General features: G+C 69.1%; 22 protein-coding genes and 1 riboswitch. Of the genes, 11 read left to right on the top strand and 11 right to left on the bottom strand.

The window, feature by feature from the left end:
- Positions 1–48 precede the first annotated feature (48 nt).
- On the top strand, positions 49–678 hold the full coding sequence (locus ACX1D0_RS02685) for a DUF305 domain-containing protein (protein ID WP_459019369.1): 630 nt from the start codon (positions 49–51) through the stop codon (positions 676–678).
- 58 nt (positions 679–736) lie between these two features.
- On the opposite strand, the gene ACX1D0_RS02680 is transcribed toward ACX1D0_RS02685, so the two are convergent.
- The gene (locus ACX1D0_RS02680; RefSeq protein WP_459019368.1) at positions 737–1,183 is read right to left on the bottom strand and encodes a hypothetical protein; all 447 of its coding nucleotides are present in this window, start codon (positions 1,181–1,183) and stop codon (positions 737–739) included.
- Positions 1,184–1,188: 5 nt separating this feature from the next.
- A complete protein-coding gene (locus ACX1D0_RS02675; RefSeq protein WP_459019367.1) occupies positions 1,189–1,341 on the bottom strand; it encodes a hypothetical protein in 153 nt (50 codons plus the stop codon).
- 931 nt (positions 1,342–2,272) lie between these two features.
- A riboswitch (FMN riboswitch) is annotated at positions 2,273–2,402 on the top strand.
- A 71-nt stretch (positions 2,403–2,473) separates the two neighbouring features.
- Between ACX1D0_RS02675 and ribD the strand changes: the two genes are divergently transcribed.
- The 4 genes from ribD to ribH are packed head-to-tail and all read left to right on the top strand — an operon-like array spanning position 2,474 to position 5,884.
- Entirely contained in the window at positions 2,474–3,538 is a 1,065-nt protein-coding gene (ribD, locus tag ACX1D0_RS02670) for a bifunctional diaminohydroxyphosphoribosylaminopyrimidine deaminase/5-amino-6-(5-phosphoribosylamino)uracil reductase RibD (RefSeq protein ID WP_459019366.1), read from the top strand.
- Positions 3,538–4,131: a riboflavin synthase gene (locus tag ACX1D0_RS02665; RefSeq protein WP_459019365.1), complete on the top strand. Its 594-nt coding sequence runs from the start codon at positions 3,538–3,540 to the stop codon at positions 4,129–4,131. Before ribD ends, ACX1D0_RS02665 begins: the two co-directional genes overlap by 1 nt.
- On the top strand, positions 4,128–5,348 hold the full coding sequence (locus ACX1D0_RS02660) for a bifunctional 3,4-dihydroxy-2-butanone-4-phosphate synthase/GTP cyclohydrolase II (protein ID WP_459019364.1): 1,221 nt from the start codon (positions 4,128–4,130) through the stop codon (positions 5,346–5,348). The genes ACX1D0_RS02665 and ACX1D0_RS02660 overlap by 4 nt, the downstream gene beginning before the upstream one ends.
- Positions 5,349–5,362: 14 nt before the next feature.
- Entirely contained in the window at positions 5,363–5,884 is a 522-nt protein-coding gene (gene ribH / locus ACX1D0_RS02655) for a 6,7-dimethyl-8-ribityllumazine synthase (RefSeq protein ID WP_459019363.1), read from the top strand.
- Between the two features lie 40 nt (positions 5,885–5,924).
- Here ribH and ACX1D0_RS02650 read toward each other — a convergent pair whose 3' ends face one another.
- Both ACX1D0_RS02650 and ACX1D0_RS02645 read right to left on the bottom strand, forming a co-directional pair.
- Positions 5,925–7,295: a permease prefix domain 1-containing protein gene (locus ACX1D0_RS02650; protein ID WP_459019362.1), complete on the bottom strand. Its 1,371-nt coding sequence runs from the start codon at positions 7,293–7,295 to the stop codon at positions 5,925–5,927.
- A 3-nt stretch (positions 7,296–7,298) separates the two neighbouring features.
- On the bottom strand, positions 7,299–7,673 hold the full coding sequence (locus tag ACX1D0_RS02645; protein ID WP_459019361.1) for a PadR family transcriptional regulator: 375 nt from the start codon (positions 7,671–7,673) through the stop codon (positions 7,299–7,301).
- A 118-nt stretch (positions 7,674–7,791) separates the two neighbouring features.
- Between ACX1D0_RS02645 and ACX1D0_RS02640 the strand changes: the two genes are divergently transcribed.
- Positions 7,792–9,399 carry a gamma-glutamyltransferase family protein gene (locus ACX1D0_RS02640; RefSeq protein WP_459019360.1) on the top strand — a complete coding sequence of 536 codons (1,608 nt, stop codon included), beginning with the start codon at positions 7,792–7,794 and terminating at the stop codon, positions 9,397–9,399.
- Here ACX1D0_RS02640 and ACX1D0_RS02635 read toward each other — a convergent pair.
- Entirely contained in the window at positions 9,381–9,896 is a 516-nt protein-coding gene (locus ACX1D0_RS02635; protein ID WP_459019359.1) for a tRNA (cytidine(34)-2'-O)-methyltransferase, read from the bottom strand. The genes ACX1D0_RS02640 and ACX1D0_RS02635 overlap by 19 nt on opposite strands.
- A gap of 153 nt (positions 9,897–10,049) precedes the next feature.
- Here ACX1D0_RS02635 and ACX1D0_RS02630 point away from each other — a divergent pair, with 153 nt between their 5' ends.
- On the top strand, positions 10,050–10,961 hold the full coding sequence (locus ACX1D0_RS02630; RefSeq protein ID WP_459019358.1) for an AEC family transporter: 912 nt from the start codon (positions 10,050–10,052) through the stop codon (positions 10,959–10,961).
- 14 nt (positions 10,962–10,975) lie between these two features.
- Here the strand turns inward: ACX1D0_RS02630 and trpB are convergent, their stop codons facing one another.
- Positions 10,976–12,175: a tryptophan synthase subunit beta gene (trpB, locus tag ACX1D0_RS02625; protein WP_459019357.1), complete on the bottom strand. Its 1,200-nt coding sequence runs from the start codon at positions 12,173–12,175 to the stop codon at positions 10,976–10,978.
- 100 nt (positions 12,176–12,275) lie between these two features.
- On the opposite strand from trpB, the gene serC reads away from it, so the two are divergent.
- Positions 12,276–13,358, top strand: coding sequence for a 3-phosphoserine/phosphohydroxythreonine transaminase (gene serC / locus ACX1D0_RS02620; RefSeq protein ID WP_459019356.1), 1,083 nt, complete (start codon positions 12,276–12,278; stop codon positions 13,356–13,358).
- 2 nt (positions 13,359–13,360) lie between these two features.
- Entirely contained in the window at positions 13,361–14,530 is a 1,170-nt protein-coding gene (locus ACX1D0_RS02615) for a phosphoglycerate dehydrogenase (RefSeq protein WP_459019355.1), read from the top strand.
- Between the two features lie 31 nt (positions 14,531–14,561).
- On the opposite strand, the gene panB is transcribed toward ACX1D0_RS02615, so the two are convergent.
- The 5 genes from panB to ACX1D0_RS02590 form a co-directional block, all read right to left on the bottom strand.
- The gene (panB, locus tag ACX1D0_RS02610; RefSeq protein WP_459019354.1) at positions 14,562–15,443 is read right to left on the bottom strand and encodes a 3-methyl-2-oxobutanoate hydroxymethyltransferase; all 882 of its coding nucleotides are present in this window, start codon (positions 15,441–15,443) and stop codon (positions 14,562–14,564) included.
- Between the two features lie 8 nt (positions 15,444–15,451).
- Entirely contained in the window at positions 15,452–15,844 is a 393-nt protein-coding gene (panD, locus tag ACX1D0_RS02605; protein WP_459019353.1) for an aspartate 1-decarboxylase, read from the bottom strand.
- Complete coding sequence (gene panC / locus ACX1D0_RS02600; RefSeq protein ID WP_459019352.1) at positions 15,844–16,701, bottom strand: pantoate--beta-alanine ligase; 858 nt, start codon at positions 16,699–16,701, stop codon at positions 15,844–15,846. The genes panD and panC overlap by 1 nt, the downstream gene beginning before the upstream one ends.
- Positions 16,698–17,435 (bottom strand): DUF2520 domain-containing protein, encoded by a 738-nt coding sequence (locus ACX1D0_RS02595; protein WP_459019351.1) that lies wholly within the window; start codon positions 17,433–17,435, stop codon positions 16,698–16,700. The genes panC and ACX1D0_RS02595 overlap by 4 nt, the downstream gene beginning before the upstream one ends.
- Positions 17,436–17,578: 143 nt before the next feature.
- Entirely contained in the window at positions 17,579–18,457 is an 879-nt protein-coding gene (locus ACX1D0_RS02590; RefSeq protein WP_459019350.1) for a fructose bisphosphate aldolase, read from the bottom strand.
- Between the two features lie 160 nt (positions 18,458–18,617).
- On the opposite strand from ACX1D0_RS02590, the gene ACX1D0_RS02585 reads away from it, so the two are divergent.
- Positions 18,618–18,821 (top strand): hypothetical protein, encoded by a 204-nt coding sequence (locus ACX1D0_RS02585; RefSeq protein ID WP_459019349.1) that lies wholly within the window; start codon positions 18,618–18,620, stop codon positions 18,819–18,821.
- Between the two features lie 62 nt (positions 18,822–18,883).
- Positions 18,884–19,276, top strand: a complete 393-nt coding sequence (locus ACX1D0_RS02580) for a hypothetical protein (RefSeq protein WP_459019348.1) — start codon at positions 18,884–18,886, stop codon at positions 19,274–19,276.
- Positions 19,277–19,338: the final 62 nt, after the last annotated feature.

Here is a 19,338-nt window from a genome sequence, read left to right as displayed (position 1 = left end):
ACATCAAGGACCGGCGACCCCCGTCGGCCAGGAACGGAGCAAGAACACATGTCACCCACGAAGCGGATCACCGCCACGTTGGCGGGGCTGGTCCTGACGGCCACCCTGGCGGCCTGCGGAAACCAGAGCACCACCCCCCCTGCAGCGACCACCTCCCCCACGGCCACCGAATCCGCGTCCGCCAGCGCCTCGTCGGAGGTCGCGGGCGACCACAACGACCAGGACACCACGTTCGCGCAGATGATGATCATCCATCACGAGGGCGCCATCGAAATGTCGCAGCTGGCGATCGAGCGCGCCGAGACCCCCGAGGTGGTGGCACTGGCCGAGCGGATCGCCGAGGCCCAGGGCCCGGAGATCGACGAGATGACCTCCTGGCTGAGCGCCTGGGGTGAGGACATCTCCCCCGGTGACCATGGCGGCATGGACATGGGCGGCATGGACATGAACGGCATGAGCCAGGAAGAGATGATGGGCCAGCTCGACGGCCTCTCGGGTACAGAGTTCGATCAGGCGTTCCTCGAGGCCATGATCGCCCACCACGAGGGCGCCATCGGAATGTCCGAGCAGCAGGTGGCCGAGGGCCAGAATCCCGACGCGGTCGCCCTGGCCGAGAAGATCATCGCCGACCAGCGGGCCGAGATCACCGAGATGGAGGACATGCTCACCAACCTCTGACCCGCGCACTCGAGAGCACGAAGCAGGCGCCCGTCCAGCCGCTGTGGCCGGACGGGTGTCATCGGGTGGGTGAGGCGCTGTGATGCCCTTCGTGTTCTTCGGAGCCGGACGCGCTGGCGGAGGCTGCCGGTTCGGGGCCGGGGGTGTTGTCTGAGTCGCTGGTGGCGGCTGGGTTGAACAACGGCCCGATCACGAACGCGGACAGGGCAAACAGCCCAGTGAACACCGCCATCCCCATCGCAGGCGCCTTCCAGGTGCCGAACCGGCGACGGAGCCGTCGCAGCAGCGGGATGCTCAACGCCAACCCCACCACGTAGAGCACGGTGTTACCGAGGACGCCGGTCAGGAGCGCGGCCCCCGCCAGGAACCCGATGTGGTGCATCACATGCGGCGCCAGCCCCATCAACGCGCCCACGGTGGCCCGGGTCCCGGCCCACAGCGCACCCCAGAACCCCCGACGGCCCCCTGCCGCACCGGCCTCTGCCTCGGCGGTCGTGCTGTCCACGGCTGTCACCGCCCGACCGCGTGCGCAAGGTTATCGTCGTAGCCGATCCGCATGAATGCGCGACCCACCAGCCACGCGCCGACCAGCAGCGCCAGTGCCTTGCTCAGCCCGTAGACCGGGATCCCCACACCAAATATCGAGAACTCTTCAGACCACACGGCCCACTCCCATCGTCGAAACGGTCACCAGACGGCGCGGCGTGCGCGCGTGGCCCCACTGCCTAGTCTCAACTGGTCGGGTAAAGCAAAGAACAGGACTCGGACAAGGTTTGGTCAAGGACGAGGTCGCATCAGGCAGCCACAGGGTGCCTGATGCGGCGCGGCAGATCTGCGCCTTCTGAAGTAGCCGGTCCTCTCCCGTGGGAATGTGTCCGAGACGACAATCATCCAGTGGATTACTGCGAACTGGGCACCCGAACCCTTGAAATGTAGTTACGTCGAGCACGTTCAGACCCGTGCCGACGCGCGCCCCCGTCACGCGCGAGCCGCCGCACCTCCCGTCGAAGCCCTGGCCGCCGGCACGGGTGTACAACCCGATCCCCGGCCGCGGAGGCGGGGCCCCAGTGCAGCTACCCACGCTCAACCCGGTCACAGGCCACCCCCACTACCGGCACGCCTCCGCGGACAGGGCCGCCAGGTACCGAACCTGAAGGCGCGGTTACGTGCCCCCAGTGGCACCCGCTGGTCTGCCTCCTGAGCGTGGACCGCCGCACTCGCGTCCCGCCTCCGCGGACCTTGGATGCCCCCGGCACAGTGGCTTGGCCACCGCGGCGGCAACCACCGCTGGGTCAACACTCCACTGGTCCGTCCGCGCGGCGGAAGAGTGCGTTCTCGCGATCAGCTGCACTTGGCACGGCCGCCACAACCGGCCTCGGCGTCGCAGCTGCACGGCGACGCCGAGCGGGCCCCGGGAGGTCAGGCAGAAGACCCGTCAGACCAAGGAGCAGGTCGTGTTCAGCCGACGATCTCGATCTCAGCACAGAAGTTGTTCACGGCGTTGGCGGTACATAGCCGGTACTGTGCGCCGCGGTCGACAGCCCGGAATTGACTGCCGGGGATCGCGGATGCATTCTTGGCCTCAGATACACGTATGCGTGCTCTGGGGGCGGTGAAATTCCGCACCGGCGGTGATAGTCCGCGACCCGGCCAACCTGTTTGGCCGGTTGACCAGGTGAAACTCCTGGACCGACGGTCAAAGTCCGGATGGGAAGCGCACGCTACGGTCGGCGGCAGCCTATCTGCCGCCTGATCGTGTGCCCCCGAGCGCGCCCGAAATGGGATGTGGGGCGCCGTGACTGAATCACCGGCAGAACTGGCCGCCATGCTGCGCGCCCTCGATCTGGCCGTCGCCGACGACGCCCCGCTCGGACCGAACCCGCGCGTGGGCTGCGTGCTGATCTCGCCCGAGGGGCGTCGCATCGCCGAGGGGCACCACCGCGGAGCGGGCACGCCGCACGCAGAGATCGACGCGCTCACCGCAGCAGGCGACCTTGCTGAGGGTGCGACGGCGGTCGTCACGCTGGAGCCGTGCAATCACTGGGGCAGGACGGGACCGTGCGCCGAGGCACTGATCGCGGCCGGGGTGCGGCGGGTGGTCTTCGCGCAGGCCGATCCCAACCCGGAGGCCGCCGGCGGGGGCAGGCGGCTTCGTGACGCGGGCGTCGACGTCGAGGGCGGCCTCCTCGCTGACGACGCGGCCGAGGTGAACCACCACTGGACCTTCGCCGTCACCCAGGGCCGACCGTACGTGACGTGGAAGTTCGCCGCGACGCTCGACGGGCGCACCGCGGCCGACGATGGCAGCTCGCGCTGGGTGTCCTCAGGCGCGGCACGTGCGGACGCGCACGGGCTTCGCGCCCGGTGCGACGCCATCGTCGCCGGGACCGGCACCGTGGCCGTGGACGACCCTCACCTCACGGTCCGCGACCGCGACGGCGCCCTGGTCGGGACCCAACCGCTGCGATTGGTCATGGGGCTGCGGGATCTTCGCCCGGGGAGCCGGGTGTTCGACGACGCGGCCGAGACGCTGCACCTGCGCACCCGCGACCCACGAGCCGCGCTGGCAGAGCTGCACCGCCGGCAACGCCGGCATGCGCTCCTCGAGGGCGGACCGACCCTGGCGGCCGCGTTCCTCCGCGAGGGCCTGATCGACGAAGTGGTGGCCTATGTGGCACCCAAGCTTCTGGGAGCCGGCAGCCCCGTGATCGGCGGCCTCGGCATATCCAGCATCGGCGACGCAGTGCACCTGACCCTCGTCGACGCCACCACCCTGCCGCCGCTCGAGACTGGCGACCCACCCAATCTGCGGCTCACCCTACGCCCGATCCCTCCAACCCCCCTTGAAAGAGAATGCTGATGTTCACTGGAATCGTCGAAGAACTGGGGCACGTGGTGGCCCTCGAGCCCTACCCGGATGCGCTGCGCCTGACCATCGACGGCCCCATGGTCACGAGCGACTCGGCGCCGGGTGACTCGATCGCGGTCAACGGCTGCTGCCTGACCGTCGTCACCCTCGACGGTGCCGCTTTCACGGCCGACCTCATGCAGGAAACCCTCGACAAGACCTCCCTCGGGTCCCTCTCCGCAGGCAGCCCTGTCAACCTCGAACGCTCCCTCACCGCGACCGCGCGGCTCGGCGGCCACATCGTCCAGGGACACGTCGACGGCACCGGGCATGTCGTGGACCGCGTGCCCAGCGAACACTGGGACACCGTCACGTTCTCGCTGCCCAGAGCGCTGGCACGCTACGTCGTCGCCAAGGGATCCATCGCCGTGGACGGCACCAGCCTCACGGTGATCTCGGTCGACGACGACGCCGAGACGTTCACCGTCGGCCTGATCCCGGAGACCCTGACCCGCACCACGCTGGGCCTTCGAGAGGTCGGCGACGAGGTCAACCTCGAGGTCGACATCATCGCCAAGTACGTCGAGCGCCTGGTGACCCGATGAGCATCCAACTCGACACCATCGAGCGGGCGATCGCTGACATCGCCGCCGGCAGGGCCGTGGTGGTCGTCGACGACGAGTCCCGCGAGAACGAGGGCGACCTCATCTTCGCCGCCGAGAAGGCCACGCCCGAGATGATGGCCTTCACCATCAGGCACTCCAGTGGCGTGATCTGCGCCCCCATGCCCGGCGACCTGCTGGACCGCATGCAGATTCCGCTGATGACCCGCGACAACGACGACCAGTACCGCACCGCGTTCACCGTCACCGTCGACGCGCGGCACGGCGTGTCCACCGGCATCAGCGCCGCCGACCGCGCCCACACCACCCGGGTCCTGGCCGACCCCACCACCCAGCCCACGGACCTCACCCGCCCTGGACACGTATTCCCGCTGCGCTACCGCGAGGGCGGAGTGCTGGCCCGCCGCGGACACACCGAGGCCGCCGTCGACCTGGCCAGGCTCGCCGGGTTGCAGCCCGTCGGCGTTCTCGTGGAGATCGTCAACGACGACGGCACCATGAAGCGCGGCCAGCAGCTCCGCGACTTCGCCGACGAACACGGCCTGGCGATGATCTCCATCGACGACCTCGCCGCCCACCGCGAACGCACCGAGCAGTTCGTCGAGCGCGTCACCGAGGCGGTTCTCCCCACCCGACACGGCGACTTTCGAGCCTTCGGCTACCGCAGCACCCTCGACGGCGAGGAACAAGTGGCCCTGGCGCTCGGCGAGATCACCGGCCCGGACCCCGTCCTGACCCGCGTGCATTCCGAATGCCTCACGGGTGACGTGTTCGGCAGCAGCCGCTGCGACTGCGGACCTCAGCTGGACCTGGCACTGGAGCGCATCGCGGCAGAAGGTCGCGGCCTGCTCGTCTACCTGCGGGGCCACGAGGGTCGCGGCATCGGGTTGGTGGCCAAGATCAACGCCTACGCCCTCCAGGAGACCGGCCGGGACACCGTGGACGCCAACACCGACCTCGGGCTCCCCGTCGACGCCCGCCGCTACACTGTGGCCGCGCAGATCATCCGCGACCTCGGCGTAGAAGCCGTACGACTCATGACCAACAACCCCGCCAAGGTCACCGCACTCCAGGAGCTGGGCACCGACGTCGCCGGACGGGTTTCGCTCGTCGTACCACCAGGGGCACACAACCTCTCCTACCTCACCACCAAACGCGACCGCATGGGACACCTCATCCCCGGCCTCCCGACCAAGTAGAAGAGAGCACTTTCATGAGCAGACACGGCGCACCCGAAACTCCCGGCGTCGACGCCAGCCGCCTCACCGTCGCCATCGTCGCGGCCAGCTGGCACAAGGAGGTGATGGACGGCCTCCTCGCCGGCTCGCTCCGTGCTTGCGCCGAGGCCGGCACCGAGCCGACGGTGGTGCGCGTACCCGGCAGCTTCGAACTACCCGTCGCCGCCGATGCGCTGGCCCGCACCCACGACGCCGTCGTCGCCCTCGGCGTCGTCATCCGCGGCGGCACCCCGCACTTCGACTTCGTGTGCTCCGCCGCCACCGACGGACTCACCCGGGTTGCACTCGATCACGCCACCCCCGTGGGCTTCGGCGTCCTCACCTGCGACACCGAGGAACAGGCACTCGCACGGGCCGGACTCGCAGACTCGGTTGAAGACAAAGGCTACGAGGCCGCCCACGCAGCCATGGATACCGCTCTGACGCTGCGCCGCCTGCGCTCACCGCACCGGCCCCGCGCCCGACGCGCCGACGGCGCCGATGAGGACCGTTCCTAGATGACGCCTTGCCGCCGCATCACGCGATCACGGCAGGACGCTATGCGAACCCGAAGACAGGCGGGAACACGCAGACCACGACGGCCGCCCACATTGCGTAGACGGGGAGATACGCCATCTGCCACCGCTCGAGCCCTGCATAGGGACGCCGTCCGCGAACGAAGTCGAGCAGAAGCCATCCGAGCCAGGCCAGATTGACCAGCAGCAGCAGATTGAGCCCCAGGGCGGCCACCTTGTTGGGGCTGGGGCCGTAGATCGCGATCCGGCTGACCATGGCGGCCAGGCCCACGAGGTCCACCGCCAGGGCACTGCCGACAAGCACGAGTTGCAGCCGGTCGAAGGCTCCCGGCCGGGCGGTGGGTTCCCGCGCGGACATCGAGTACAGCACCAGGGCGAGCACGACGACCAGCAACAGGTCGAAGATGATGAGCACCTCGCGCTCCACATCCACGAGGTTCCGGGTCCACACCATCGCCGCCAGAAAGGCCAGGAGCAGCACCGTGAACAGTGGCGTGAAGAGCTTCGTCAGCACCGGAGCCATGTTCTCCACGACGGCCTGCTTGGCCTCGACCAGCAGCGCCGCCACGATCACGGCGCCTGCGGCTCCCATCGGGAGCAGCCACGTCGCCACCGCGTCCTCGACGTCGAGACCTATGGCGGAGAAGACCCCGATCGACAGCCCCACCAGCACCCCGCCCCCTAGGGCCATCAGCGCGAAATAGATCGCCATCTCCCCCGTGAAGCGGACGACATCCATGCGGGCCTGGGAGAGTCGCCACCGCTTCCCCGTATAAGAGAGCCCGACGACGAACCACAGCAGCACGGGCAGGTGGACCGCCAGTAGTGCCTCCGTGGCAGGTGTGGGTGCGCTGTCCTCGAACGGGAAGATGTTCGCGACGACGGCAAAAGCCACGAACAGCGCGACGACCGCGGCGAGCACTGCGGCCCCTGATCGTCGGCTCCAGACGAACCACCCGGCGAGGAAGGGCAGCACGAGGAAGGCGAGGTTGCGGACGTACCACGTCCCCTCCCCCACTTCGATGCCGAGCAGTGCGGGGAGTTTGACTGCGAGCGCGGCGGCGACGGCGAAGAGGAGGCCCACCACCATCCGTCGCGTGAGCCCCTCGGTCCCCTCACCGCCCAGGACGAGTTGCTTCCACAACCGGTCGGAATGCTCCCGGGCGAACTCCCGTGACAGCACGTCGAGGGAGCCCATCCGCTTGACGGCGACCAGGAATGCCTCGTCCGCGGTCAACCCGGCACTGGTCAGTTCGCCGACCTGGCCGCGGAGGTGGTCCTCCAGTTCGTCGATATCGGGCGCGATCGCCGCCCCGCGGCGCAGGACCCAGGCGCGCCATTGACCGATCTGATCCTCCAGGCCGTGGAGGTCGGCTCCGCTGGCGTTCGTCATGGCTCAGCCCTGCCAGGCGGGTCGGTTGCCGGCGGTCAGCGCAGGCGTCGTGAGCCCGGTCCACACAGCCTCCATGGCCTCGGTGACCGCCGCCCATTGCCGACGTTGTTCCGCCAGGACGTCCACGCCACGGGCGGTGATGCGGTACTCCTTGCGTCGTCGTCCTTCCGGCGACAGGCACCAGGCGGACTCGAGGTGACCGAGCCGCTCGAGCCGGTGCAGGAGGGGATAGAGCATGCCATCGCTCCACTCGAGCCTTCCGCCCGAGACCTCCTGGATCCGCTTGAGGATCGCGTAACCGTGCGACTCCCCCTCGGCGAGTATCCCAAGGACGAGGGGCGTCGCCGAGGCGGCGACAAGGTCCTTCCCGATGCGCATGTGCGTCCTCTCGACGAGCAACACCCTGCAGTGCTAGGTATATACCTTGAGCTGCCAGGGGTCAAGGTTCGGCTAATGTCGGGACTCAAGCACCCCACCACGCTACGAAAGGCCGCCGATGCGCCTGGCACCCCTTGCGCAACCTGGCCAACGCCAGCCCCTGTTCGCTCGCCGCGGCGCCGTCGCCACCTCGCAGCCGCTTGCCGCCGAAGCCGGCCTCGCGACCCTGCGAGCGGGGGGCAACGCGGTCGACGCCGCAGTGACGATGGCCGCATGCCTGCCCGTCGTGGAGCCGTGCAGCAACGGCCTCGGCTCGGACGCATTCGCTCTGGTCTGGGACGGTGGCCGCCTGCACGCCCTCAACGGGTCGGGCCGGGCGCCCTCGACCGCCTCCGCCGCACGCCTCCGGGCCCAGGGCCGGACGACGATGCCGTCACTGGGGTGGGAGGCCGTCACCGTCCCGGGCGCGGTGCGCGCATGGGCCGACCTGCACGGCCGGTTCGGGCGCCTGCCGTTCGCCGCAGTGCTGGAGCCGGCCATCGCCCTGGCTGCGGGAGGGTTCGCGGTCTCCGGCGTCGTCGCGTGGGGCTGGCAGCGGGGCGTGGCCGCGGCCCTCGCCCGGCGGCACGAGCCCAGCGCTGCCGGCTTTGCGCCTCTGTTCGCGCCGGATGGACGCGCGCCCTCGGTGGGCGAGGTCTGGCGCAGCCCCGAGATGGCGGCAACCCTCACCGCTATCGCCGCCAGCCGCGGCGAGGACTTCTACGCCGGGGACCTCGCCGCCCGCATCGTGGCCTTCGCCCGCGCAAGTGGCGGCGGTCTGTCGCCGTCGGATCTGGCTCAGCACAGGAGCGAGTGGGTAGAGCCGATCAGCGCCAGATACCGCGACCACGAGGTCTGGGAGGCGCCACCCAACGGGCAGGGCATCGCCGCGCTCATGGCGCTCAACGTGCTCGACGGCTTCAGCCCTGCTGAGGCGGCCGACTGGCACCGGCAGATCGAGGCAGTCAAGTCCGCCCTGACCGATACCCACGCACTGGTCGGCGATCCCGCCGTCGTCGAGGTACCTGTCGACGCCCTGCTGTCACCCACCCACACCGCCCGGCGCCGCGCCGGCATCGGGGACCGCGCCACCTCGCCTGCCGCCCTGGATCCTCGAGGCTCTGACACGGTCTATCTCTGCGCCGCGGACGGCGACGGGATGATGGTGAGCTTCATCCAGAGCAACTTCCACGGCTTCGGTGCGCAGGTCGTCGTCCCCGGCACAGGGATCTCGCTGCAGAATCGCGGCGCAGGCTTCTCCCTGCGCCCCGGACACCCCAACGAGCTCGCGCCGGGAAAGCGTCCCTTCCACACGATCATTCCCGGGTTCCTCACCCGCGGCGGGGACCCCGTCGGGCCCTTCGGGGTCATGGGCGGCGACATGCAGGCCCAAGGGCACGTGCAACTGGTGCTCCACACCGTCGACGGCCGGGACGATCCCCAGACGGCGCTCGGTCGCCCGCGGTGGTTCTGGGACCCGGCCACAGGCTCGGTCCAGGTCGAGAAGTCCGCCGGCACCGATGCCGTTTCGAACCTGCGCAACCGCGGGCACGACGCGGTGGTGGCGCAGCACGCGGCCATCTTCGGCCGCGGTCAGGCCATCTGGCGCCTTGATCCGAAGGACGTCGGCAGCGTCCTCGTCGCCGGCTCCGAGCCGCGCGCAGACGGCTATCCCCTTGGCTGGTGAGGTGTTCCCGGGCCTCCGCCTGCCCCGGGGTGTCCGAGTTGGCGCCACGCCTCGTACACGGCGATGGCCGCCGCGTTCGCGAGGTTCAACGATCGCATCCCGGGCCGCATCGGGATCCGCACCCGCGCGGTGACGCGAGGATCGGCCAGCACCTCGGCAGCGAGGCCGGTGGGCTCGGGGCCGAAGAGTAGGACGTCGCCCGGCTGATAAGCGACGTCGGTGTAGGCAGCGTCGGCGTGGGCGGTGAAGGCGAACACCCGGGCTGGCAGCAGGACCCTGAAGGCATCCTCGAGTGACTCGTGGACGAACGTGGCGGCCTTGTCGCGATAGTCGACCCCGGCGCGGCGCAGCTTGGCGTCGTCCATGTCGAACCCGAGAGGGCGCACCAGATGCAGTTCCGCACCGGTGACTGCCGCGAGCCGCATCGTCGCCCCCGTGTTGTTCGGGATCCGGGGCGAATGGAACACGATGCGCATCGGGCGGGTCTCAACGGTCATGCGCCCAGCGTGCCGCGCCGGCGACTCGATGGCGAACCCATCCCTGCCAGACCTTCCCCGGCGCCCCCGGCAACCACAAGGAGTGAGACCCCCGCGACACCGGGTCCACCGGATGCTGAAAGAATCTCCTCGCCGCATGAGAGGAGAAGGTTCGTGGTCGAGATCCTGATCCGGGCGCTGTCCCTGGTGGCGATCGTGGCGATCGGGTACGGGATCAAACGGCTGGGCTGGGTGAAGGCCTCCGACTTCGGGATCTTCTCCAAGATCGTCCTGCGGATCACCCTGCCCTGCGCACTGGCGACCAGCTTCAACTCCTACACCATCCTTCCCGCACTGCTGTTGCTGGTGGTGATCGGCTTCGTCGTCAACGCCGGACAACAGGCTGCCGGATACTGGCTGAACCGCCGCAACGGTCCCAGCGCCAAGGCCTTCGGGATCTTCCACTCCGGGACCTACAACATCGGTGCCTTCTCGATGCCCTACATCTCGGGCTTCATGGGCTCGCCCGCCATGGTGTACACGGCCATGTTCGACGTCGGCAACTCGCTCGGCTCCGCCGGGGTTGGGTACGGATGGGGCATGAGCCTGGTCGACCAGTCGAAGAAGACTACCGTCAGGTCCTTTCTCAAGATCGTCTTCAGCTCGCCGATCTTCGTGACCTACCTGGTACTAGTGGTGATGCGACTGGCCCACATCACGCTGCCGGACCCGATCATCGTGTTCACCAGCACTGTCGGCGCTGCGAACCCTTTCCTCGCCATGCTGATGATCGGAGTCGGGCTCGAAATCCGGCTGCACCGCAGCAGGCTCACCCGCGCCGTCAAGTACCTGGCGATGCGCTACACGTTCGCGATCCTCCTCGCGCTGGGGGTCTGGTACGCCCTGCCCCTCGCCCGCGACATCAGAATCGTGCTCGTCATGCTGCTCTTCGCGCCGGTCGCCTCGATGGTGGTTGCGTTCTCGGAGGAGGCGGGGCTCGACGTCGAGACGAGCGCCTTCTTCACCAGCATGACGATCCTCGTCGCGATCGTGGTGATGCCCACGATCCTGCTCCTGCTGGGATGAGCATGCCTGCCCGGTCAGCGGGAGGCCAGCACCTCGGCGACGTAGTCCACGTCCTTGTCACCGCGTCCCGACAGGTTGACCAACACGATCGCGTCCTTCGGCAGGGACGGCGCCAGCCGCATGGCGTGCGCCACGGCGTGCGAGCTCTCCAGCGCGGGGATGATTCCCTCCGTGCGGCACAGCAGCTGGAAGGCGTCCAGGCACTCGGCGTCGGTGGCGGACACGTACGTGACCCGGCCCGACTCCTGCAGGAAGGCGTGCTGCGGGCCGACGCCCGGATAGTCCAGACCCGACGCGATGGAGTGCACGGGGGCGGGTTCGCCCTCAGGCGTCTGGATCACCTTGGTGGCCATGCCGTGCAGGATGCCGTCGGTGCCCGTGCTCATGGTGGCGGCGTGTTCGCCCAGCACCTCCACCCCGCGGCCCGCCGGTTCGACGCCGTAGAGCCGCACGTCCTCGTCGTCGAGGAAGGCCGTGAACAGACCGAGCGCGTTCGAGCCCCCGCCCACGCACGCGGTGATGGCATCGGGCAGGCGCCCCTCGGCCTCACGAATCTGGGCACGGGCCTCGCGCCCGACGATGGACTGGAAGTCGCGCACCATCGACGGGTACGGGTCCGGGCCGACCACCGAGCCGATCCCGAAGAACGTGTCCTTGAAGTCCCGGGCGTACGTGGCGAAGGCGGAGTCGACGGCCTCCTTCAGGGAGGCACCGCCCTCGGTGACCTCCACCACCTTGGCTCCGAGAAGCTCCATGCGCACCACGTTGGGATGCTGCTTGGCGACGTCGATCGCGCCCATGTGGATCTCGCATTCGAGGCCCAGCAGGGCTGCCGCCGTGGCGAGCGCGACACCATGTTGACCCGCGCCGGTCTCGGCGATCAGCTTCCTCTTGCCCATGCGGCGGGCCAGCAGCGCCTCGCCGAGGCAGTGGTTGATCTTGTGTGATCCCGTGTGGTTGAGATCCTCACGCTTGAGGTAGACCTTCGCGCCGCCCAGATGCGCGGTGAGGTTCTCCGCGAAGTGCAACAGGGACGGGCGTCCGACGTAGGCCTTGAGGAGGTGGGCGTACTCCTCCATGAACGCGGGGTCGGCGCTTGCCTCGGCGTAGGCCGCCTTGACTTCCGCGATGGGCTCCACGAGGTGGGGCGGGAGGTACGCACCGCCGAATCGTCCGAAGTAGCCTGCCTCGTCCGCCTGGGAATAGTTGGTCACGCGGCAGAACCTACTGCCTCGCGGCACACGCATGCCGGGTGCCCCCCGATATCGGTGGACCCGGTGCGTCGCCGTCGACGGACGCTGCCAGACTGGGGCCGTGCGCGTCTACAACTTCTCCGCCGGTCCTGCCATGCTCCCGCTCGCCGTCCTCGAGCGGGCCAAATCCGAGTTCACCGACTGGCTCGGCTCCGGCATGTCGGTGCTGGAGGTCAGCCACCGCGGCAAGGACTTCGTCGCCTGCGCGGCCGCCGCGGAAGCCCGTATGCGTGAGGTGATGGGCGTCCCGGACAACTATCGCGTCCTCTTCCTGCAGGGTGGGGCGATGGGGCAGTTCGCCGGCATCCCGATGAACCTGACCGCCCCCGGTGACCTGATCAACGTCCTCCACACTGGGCAGTGGACGAAGAAGGCCATCTCCGAGGCGAAGCGGCAGGGACTTGTCGTCGACGTCCTCGCCGACGAAGCCGCGTCGAACTACACCACCACGCCCGCCGCCGGTACCTACGACGTCAACCCTGACGCGGCGTACCTCTACTACACGCCCAACGAGACGATCGGGGGCGTCGAGTACTCCTATGTGCCGGATGCCGGAGCCGTCCCGCTCGTCGCGGATCTGAGCTCCACGATCCTCTCGCGTCCGATCGACGTCGAGAGGTTCGGCCTCATCTTCGCCGGCGCGCAGAAGAACATGGGCCCCGCCGGGCTGTGCGTCGTCATCGTCCGCGACGACCTCGTCGGCCATGCCCGCCCCGCCACCCCGTCCATCTTCGACTACGCGCAGATGGCTGCCAGCGACTCGATGCTCAACACCCCGCCCACCTTCAGCGTCTACCTGCTGGGCCTCATCCTCGAGTGGGTGCAGTCCCTCGGCGGACTGGAGGCCATGGCCGCGCGGAACTCGGCCAAGGCGGCGAAGCTGTACTCCTTCATCGACGCGTCTGAGTTCTACTCCAACCCCGTGGCCGTGGACTCCCGCTCCTGGATGAACGTCCCGTTCGTCACCTCGAAACCCGAGGGGGACAAGGCATTCGTGGCCGAGGCGGCCGAGATCGGGCTCACCAACCTTGCCGGTCACCGCAGTGTCGGCGGCATGCGGGCGTCCATCTACAACGCCATGCCGATGGAGGGCGTCGATGCTCTGATCAGCTTCATGGCGGACTACGAGCGCCGGAACGCCTGATCGTGGTCTACCGGGTCCAGACCCTCAACGCCATCAGCGCCCACGGGCTGGCGCAGCTTCCAACAGAGTCCTACGTCGTGGCGTCCGACCTGTCCGAGCCGGACGCGCTCCTCCTCCGTTCCGCCTCGCTGCACACCAGGGAGATCCCGGCATCCGTGCTCGCGGTCGCCCGGGCAGGCGCCGGGACCAACAATGTTCCCGTTGCGGCCCTGAGTGCCCGGGGCATCCCCGTCTTCAACACCCCGGGCGCGAACGCGAACGCGGTCAAGGAGCTCGTCCTGGCCGGCTTGTTGGTGGGTGCCCGAAACATCGTGCAGGCGGTGGAGTTCAGCCGCTCCCTCGAGGGCTCGGCCGAGGAGATCGAGGAGGCGGTCGAGAAGGGCAAGAAGGCCTTCGTCGGCTTCGAGCTCCCCGGACGGGTGCTCGGCGTGATCGGGCTGGGCGCCATCGGCGTCCAGGTGGCCAACGCGGCGGCGGCGCTGGGCATGCGCGTCATGGGCTACGACCCCCAGATCACCGTCGGCCACGCCTGGAAGCTCTCCGCCACCGTCGAGCAGGCCACCACGATCGAGGACGTGCTGAAACGCTCCGACGCCGTGTCGCTGCACATCCCGCTGGTGGCCGGGACTCGCGGTCTGCTCAACGCCGACCGCCTGGCCCTCATGAAGCCGAAGGCGCTGCTGCTCAACTTCTCCCGTGCCGCGATCGTCGACGAGGAGGCCGTCGTCGACGCCCTCGACCGGCACAAGCTGCGCGGCTACGTCTGCGACTTCCCCTCCCCGCTGCTCACCAGCCACCCCGCGGTCGTCGCCACACCCCACCTCGGGGCATCCACGGGCGAGGCCGAGGACAACTGCGCGGTGATGGCGGCCGCGCAGCTTCGCGCCTTCCTCGAGAACGGCGACATCACCAACTCGGTCAACTTCCCCGATGCCGTCCTCGCCAGCTCGCCGTCGACGCGGCGCGTGGTCATCGCGAACGCGAACGTACCCAACATGGTCGGACGCATCTCGACGGTGCTGGCCGACGCGGGGCTCAACATCGCCGACCTGTTGAACAAGTCACGTGGCGAGTTGGCCTACACGGTGATCGACGTCGAGGGCACGGTGCCAGACACGCTGGCGGACCAGATCGCGGAGATCGAGGGCGTCCTCTCCGTCCGCGTGATCTGAGCAGTCGCCCGTCACACGTCAGTTCCCCGGGTCACCGGGAGGCGTGGAACCGCTCCAGCTCGGCGCCGCTGATGCCGTAACAGTGTTCGGGACCCGGGTAGGTGCCATCGCGGACCTCCTCGGCGAAGCGACGCAGCCCATCGACCGTCTGCGTGCCGAGATCCGCGTAGCGCTTGACGAAACGTGCGGAACCGCCCGACGTGAGCCCGAGGAGGTCGTGAAACACCAGGACCTGTCCGTCGGTCGCGGGACCTGCCCCGATCCCGATGGTGACCACGTCCATCAGCGGCGTGATCGCCTCCGTCAGCGCCGCCGGGATGGCCTCGAAGACGATCGCGAAACACCCGGCCTCCTGCAACGCCACGGATTCACCGGCAATCCGCCGCGCCGATTCGGCGGTTCGGCCCTGGGCCTTGAACCCACCCAGGCCGGCGGCAGTCTGCGGCGTGAGCCCGACGTGCCCCATCACGGGGATTCCGGCCGCGACGATGGCCCGGACGCGCGCCACCGACTCCGGTCCCCCGCCCTCGAGCTTGACGGCGTCGCATCCTGCCTCATCGGCGAAGCGTCGCGCCGTCGCCACCGCCAGGGCGTCGCTGGCCTCATAGGAGCCGAAGGGCAGATCTCCCACGAGCAGGGGGGTGTGGAGCCCCCGCCGCACCGCCGACGCGAGCATCAGCATCTCGTCGACGCTGACCTCGTTGGTGTCCGGGTATCCCAGGACCGTCATCGCGCCGGAGTCACCCACCAGCACGACGTCGACGCCGGCGGCTTCCGCCGCCTGCCCACCGGGATAGTCGTAGGCCGTCACCATCACGATCCTCCGATGGGCGCGTTTCAACTCGGACAGACCTGCGGGCGTCACCCGGGCAGTCACCGTCGGGCCGGTCGAAGGGCCGGGGCGGGCCGACATCGCCAGCCTCAGCGGCCGTTGGTGAGCAGAGTCGCGACCTCTGCGTCGATGTCGATGATGGCGTTGCTGCCCTTCTGCACGTGGACCACGACCGGCTCGTAGGCGGCCATTTCGGCGCGATCGTACTGGGCGTAGGAAATGACGATGATCGTGTCTCCGCGGTGCACGAGCCGCGCGGCCGCCCCGTTGACCTTCATCTGCCCCGTGCCGCGCTCTCCGGCGATGGTGTAGGTCTCGAAACGGGCCCCGTTGTCGACGTTGACGACGCTGACCTGCTCGTGCTCGACGATGTCGGCAGCCTCGAGCAGGTCCGCATCGATGGTGATCGATCCGACGTAATGCAGATCGGCGTCTGTCACCGTGGCACGGTGAATCTTGGACTTCAGCATGGTGCGCAACATCAGTGGGCCTCCTGGGGGGCGGTCACGGGCTGGATGGGCAGGTTGTCGATCAGTCTTACCTCGCCCACATGCGCGGCGACGACGGCGAGGCTCGTGCGGGTGAGGTCGCTGGCGAGCGCGAAGGTGTCGGGGTCCACGAGGGCGAAATACTCGGGCTCGACGCCCAGGTCCAGCATCTCCGCGCGCCCCTGGTCCTCGGCGGCCCGGGCCCCCGCGCCCTCAGCCGCCGCCGCGGCCGCGGCCCGCAGCCCCGCCGACAGCGCCAGCGCACGCGAGCGATCCCCCGCGCTCAGCCTCGTGTTGCGGCTGGACATGGCCAGGCCGTCGGGCTCGCGCACGGTGGGGCACACCTCGATTCGAACCGGAAGTCCCAGGTCCGTGACGAGGCGCTTCACGACGGCGACCTGTTGCGCATCCTTCTGACCGAAGTAGGCCACGTCCGGGGCGACGGCGATGAGGAGCTTCGCGACGACGGTCGCCACACCCGCGAAGTGCGCCGGGCCGCGTCGCGCTCCCTCGAACGGCTCGCTGACGCCGCCGACGGTCACAGTCGTGGCGAAACCGGGTGGGTACATCTCGTCGACGTCGGGGAGAAAGAGGAGATCGACGCCCGCGCCGGACGCCAGCGCGGCGTCGCGGGCCTCGTCACGCGGGTAGGCGTCCAGGTCACGCACGTCATTGAACTGGGTGGGGTTGACGAAGGCCGATGCCACGACGACGTCGCACTGGGCTCGGGCTGCCCGCATCAGGGTCAGGTGTCCGTCGTGGAGGGCGCCCATCGTGGGGACGAACCCGACGCGCCCAGACTCCCCCGCCAGCGCCTCACGGAGCCCGCCCACAGTGCGCACCGTCCTCATGATGAGGTCCCCCTCTCGGAGAGTCGGTGTGTCGCGGCCACCAGTGCGTCGAACAGCCCCAGGTCTGTGCCGCACCTCTCGGCGATGGCAGCTCGTTGCCTGGCCACGGTCTCCCGATCACCGCGGGCGACCGGTCCTGTGAGTGCATCCGCGCCCATCTCCGCCCAGTTGTCCACGGCTGCACGGACCAGGGGCACCAGCCGTTCTCGGGACACTCCTGCCGAGGCGGCGACTCGTTCGGCAAGATCCTCCAGGACCACGAGGAAGTTGGAGGCCACCGATGCGGCCGCATGGTAGGCCGCGCGGTCGACGTCGCGGACCTCGACCGGGACCATGTCCAGGGATTCGGCCAGCAGGATCGCCGTGCCCAGAGCGCGTGGGGTGGTGCCCGCGACCGCGGCTGTGGCGCCGCCGAACCGCGGGGCCACACCGCGGGGCACGGTCATCAGCGGGTGCAGACCGAACGCCTCGTGGGGGACGAGCGCGTCCAGCGTGACGGCACCGGAACAGTGGCCCACCAGGAGACCGTCGCGACGGGTGAGGGCGGCAGCGGCCACCTCGATCTCGCGGTCAGGCACGCACAGCACCACGACGTCAGCATGGCGAGGGTCCGCACCACGGCCGTACGGCTCGTCAATCGGCCAGCCCACCGAAGCCAGCGCTCCGGCGAGTGCACTACCGAGGCGGCCGCGGCCGACGATCGCGACGGACGGACGCGTGACGACCTGCTCCATCAGGTGACTCCTCCGCGGTCAGGTTCGGCAGACAATGCCGGCAACTGTAACCCAGTCACGCGCCTACACCCAGTCGGCAGGAGCCCAGGGACGCCGGAAACGCCTGAGGAGTCGGCTCAGAACTCCCCGGGGCCCCACCAGCTTCAGGCCATCGAGGCGGTGTAGATCTCGTCGATGGACCGCTCCAGCGTCTCATTGAACTCGTCGTCGTTCTGGTCCACCCTCAGCCCTTCCATGAGCGCCCGTGCGAAACTCGCCACCACGCCCGGCTGCCGCGACAGCCTCTCGGTGGCCTCCGCGCGGGAATAACCGCCGGAGAGCGCGAACACCCGCAGCACCCGGGGATGGGCGACCAGGTCGGTGTAGAGACCGTCGTGCTCGGGCAGCGTCAGCTTCAACATCACCCGGTCCCCCTCCGGAAGGTCGTCCAGGCCGGCGCCGAGGAGATCGTGGACGTGCCGCTCCGCCTCCTCCTTGTGGGCCGACGTGATGTCCACCTCAGGCTCCAGGATCGGGACGAGCCCTGCCGCCAGGATTCGCCGCCCCAGATACAGCTGCTGCGCGACTGCCGCTTCGGCGCCCGCCCCGGGAGCCGTGATGACCGAACGCATCTTGGTCCCGAAGATTCCCTTGCCGGCTGCGTCCGCCAGGAGTTCGTCCAGTCCGTCGATCTCCTTCATCAACTGCGCCCCGTCGACCTCGGCTTCCAGCCCGCGGTCCACCTTCAGGATCGGGACGATGCCCTTGACCGCCCACAGGTAGTCCGGCGTGGGGCGGCCGTCGACGTCCCTGTCCATCGTCTTCTGGAACAGGATCGTGGCGAGGATCCGCTCCCCGTCGAAGCTCGGACTGGTCATGATGCGGGCCCTCATCTCGTGGACACGGTCGAACATCTCCGCATCGTCGGCCCACTGGTCGATGCCATAGCGCTGGAGCGTCCTGGGGGTGCTCCCACCGCTCTGATCCAGCGCAGCCACGAACCCCGGCGCGCCACCCATCTTCGAGTACTGCTGCTCGTTCATTCCATCCTCCTCATGACGAGAGCAGGAGCGGGCGCCGAGCCGTCGGGCGTCGTCGCCCTGTCCTTGACTCCAGTGTGACACTCCCCCCCGGCCGGTGGGCGGAAACGTCCCCGCGCCGCAGACGTTGGGAGTAGCGTCGGCGACCAGGGAAGGAGTTGCGATGACGCACACCGAACGCGACGACGAGGTCTACGACCCGGAGGTGTACCCCAGCCAGGACATCCTCCACCCGGATCCCAGCCCGGGGCATACCGTCCTGGACCCCGACGTCGGCGCAGTGACCCACCACCCCACGGCCGCAGAGTTGACCGGGGACGCACTGGGGCAGGTCCCCAACGCGGAGAGCGAGACCCGCTTCGGCTGATCCGCTCAACCCCCACGTGGGCCGCGCGCTACCGTGGGGGGATCGACGACGAAAGGATGGTCATGATGGGCTTTCTCGACAAGCTGCTCCGACGAGACGCCGGCGACGACGACGGCCCCGTCATCCTGTCGCCGTTCAGCACCGAGACGGTGCAGGCCCCATTGAGTGAGCTCATCGAGGCGCTCGAGGCCCTGATCGACGCCATGGACACCGACGACGCGCCACTGTCCAATCCGGGGTGGCGCGGGCGGCTGCACGACCTGCGCGAGTCCCGCGGAGGCCTGCGCATGCTCGCGCGGCGCGCCACCTTCACCAAGGAGGACCTGTACGAGGAGCTGACCTGCGTGCGCCCCCTCTACCGGGGCGAGCCGCCGAAGGATTTCGCGCACCTGGCACCGCTCAACGACAGGGTGGTCGCGGCGGTCGACAACGTCCACCGGGCGGCCGCATCCTAAACGGCTGGAACGTTCCGCTAGGTGGCACCCCCGCTTTGCGCCGCGGAGGGCTGCGTCCATAG

The organism is Tessaracoccus pujii (assembly GCF_054483895.1).
The sequence above is the reverse complement of the archived record's forward strand: the minus strand, read 5'-3'. Positions and strand labels throughout refer to the sequence as shown.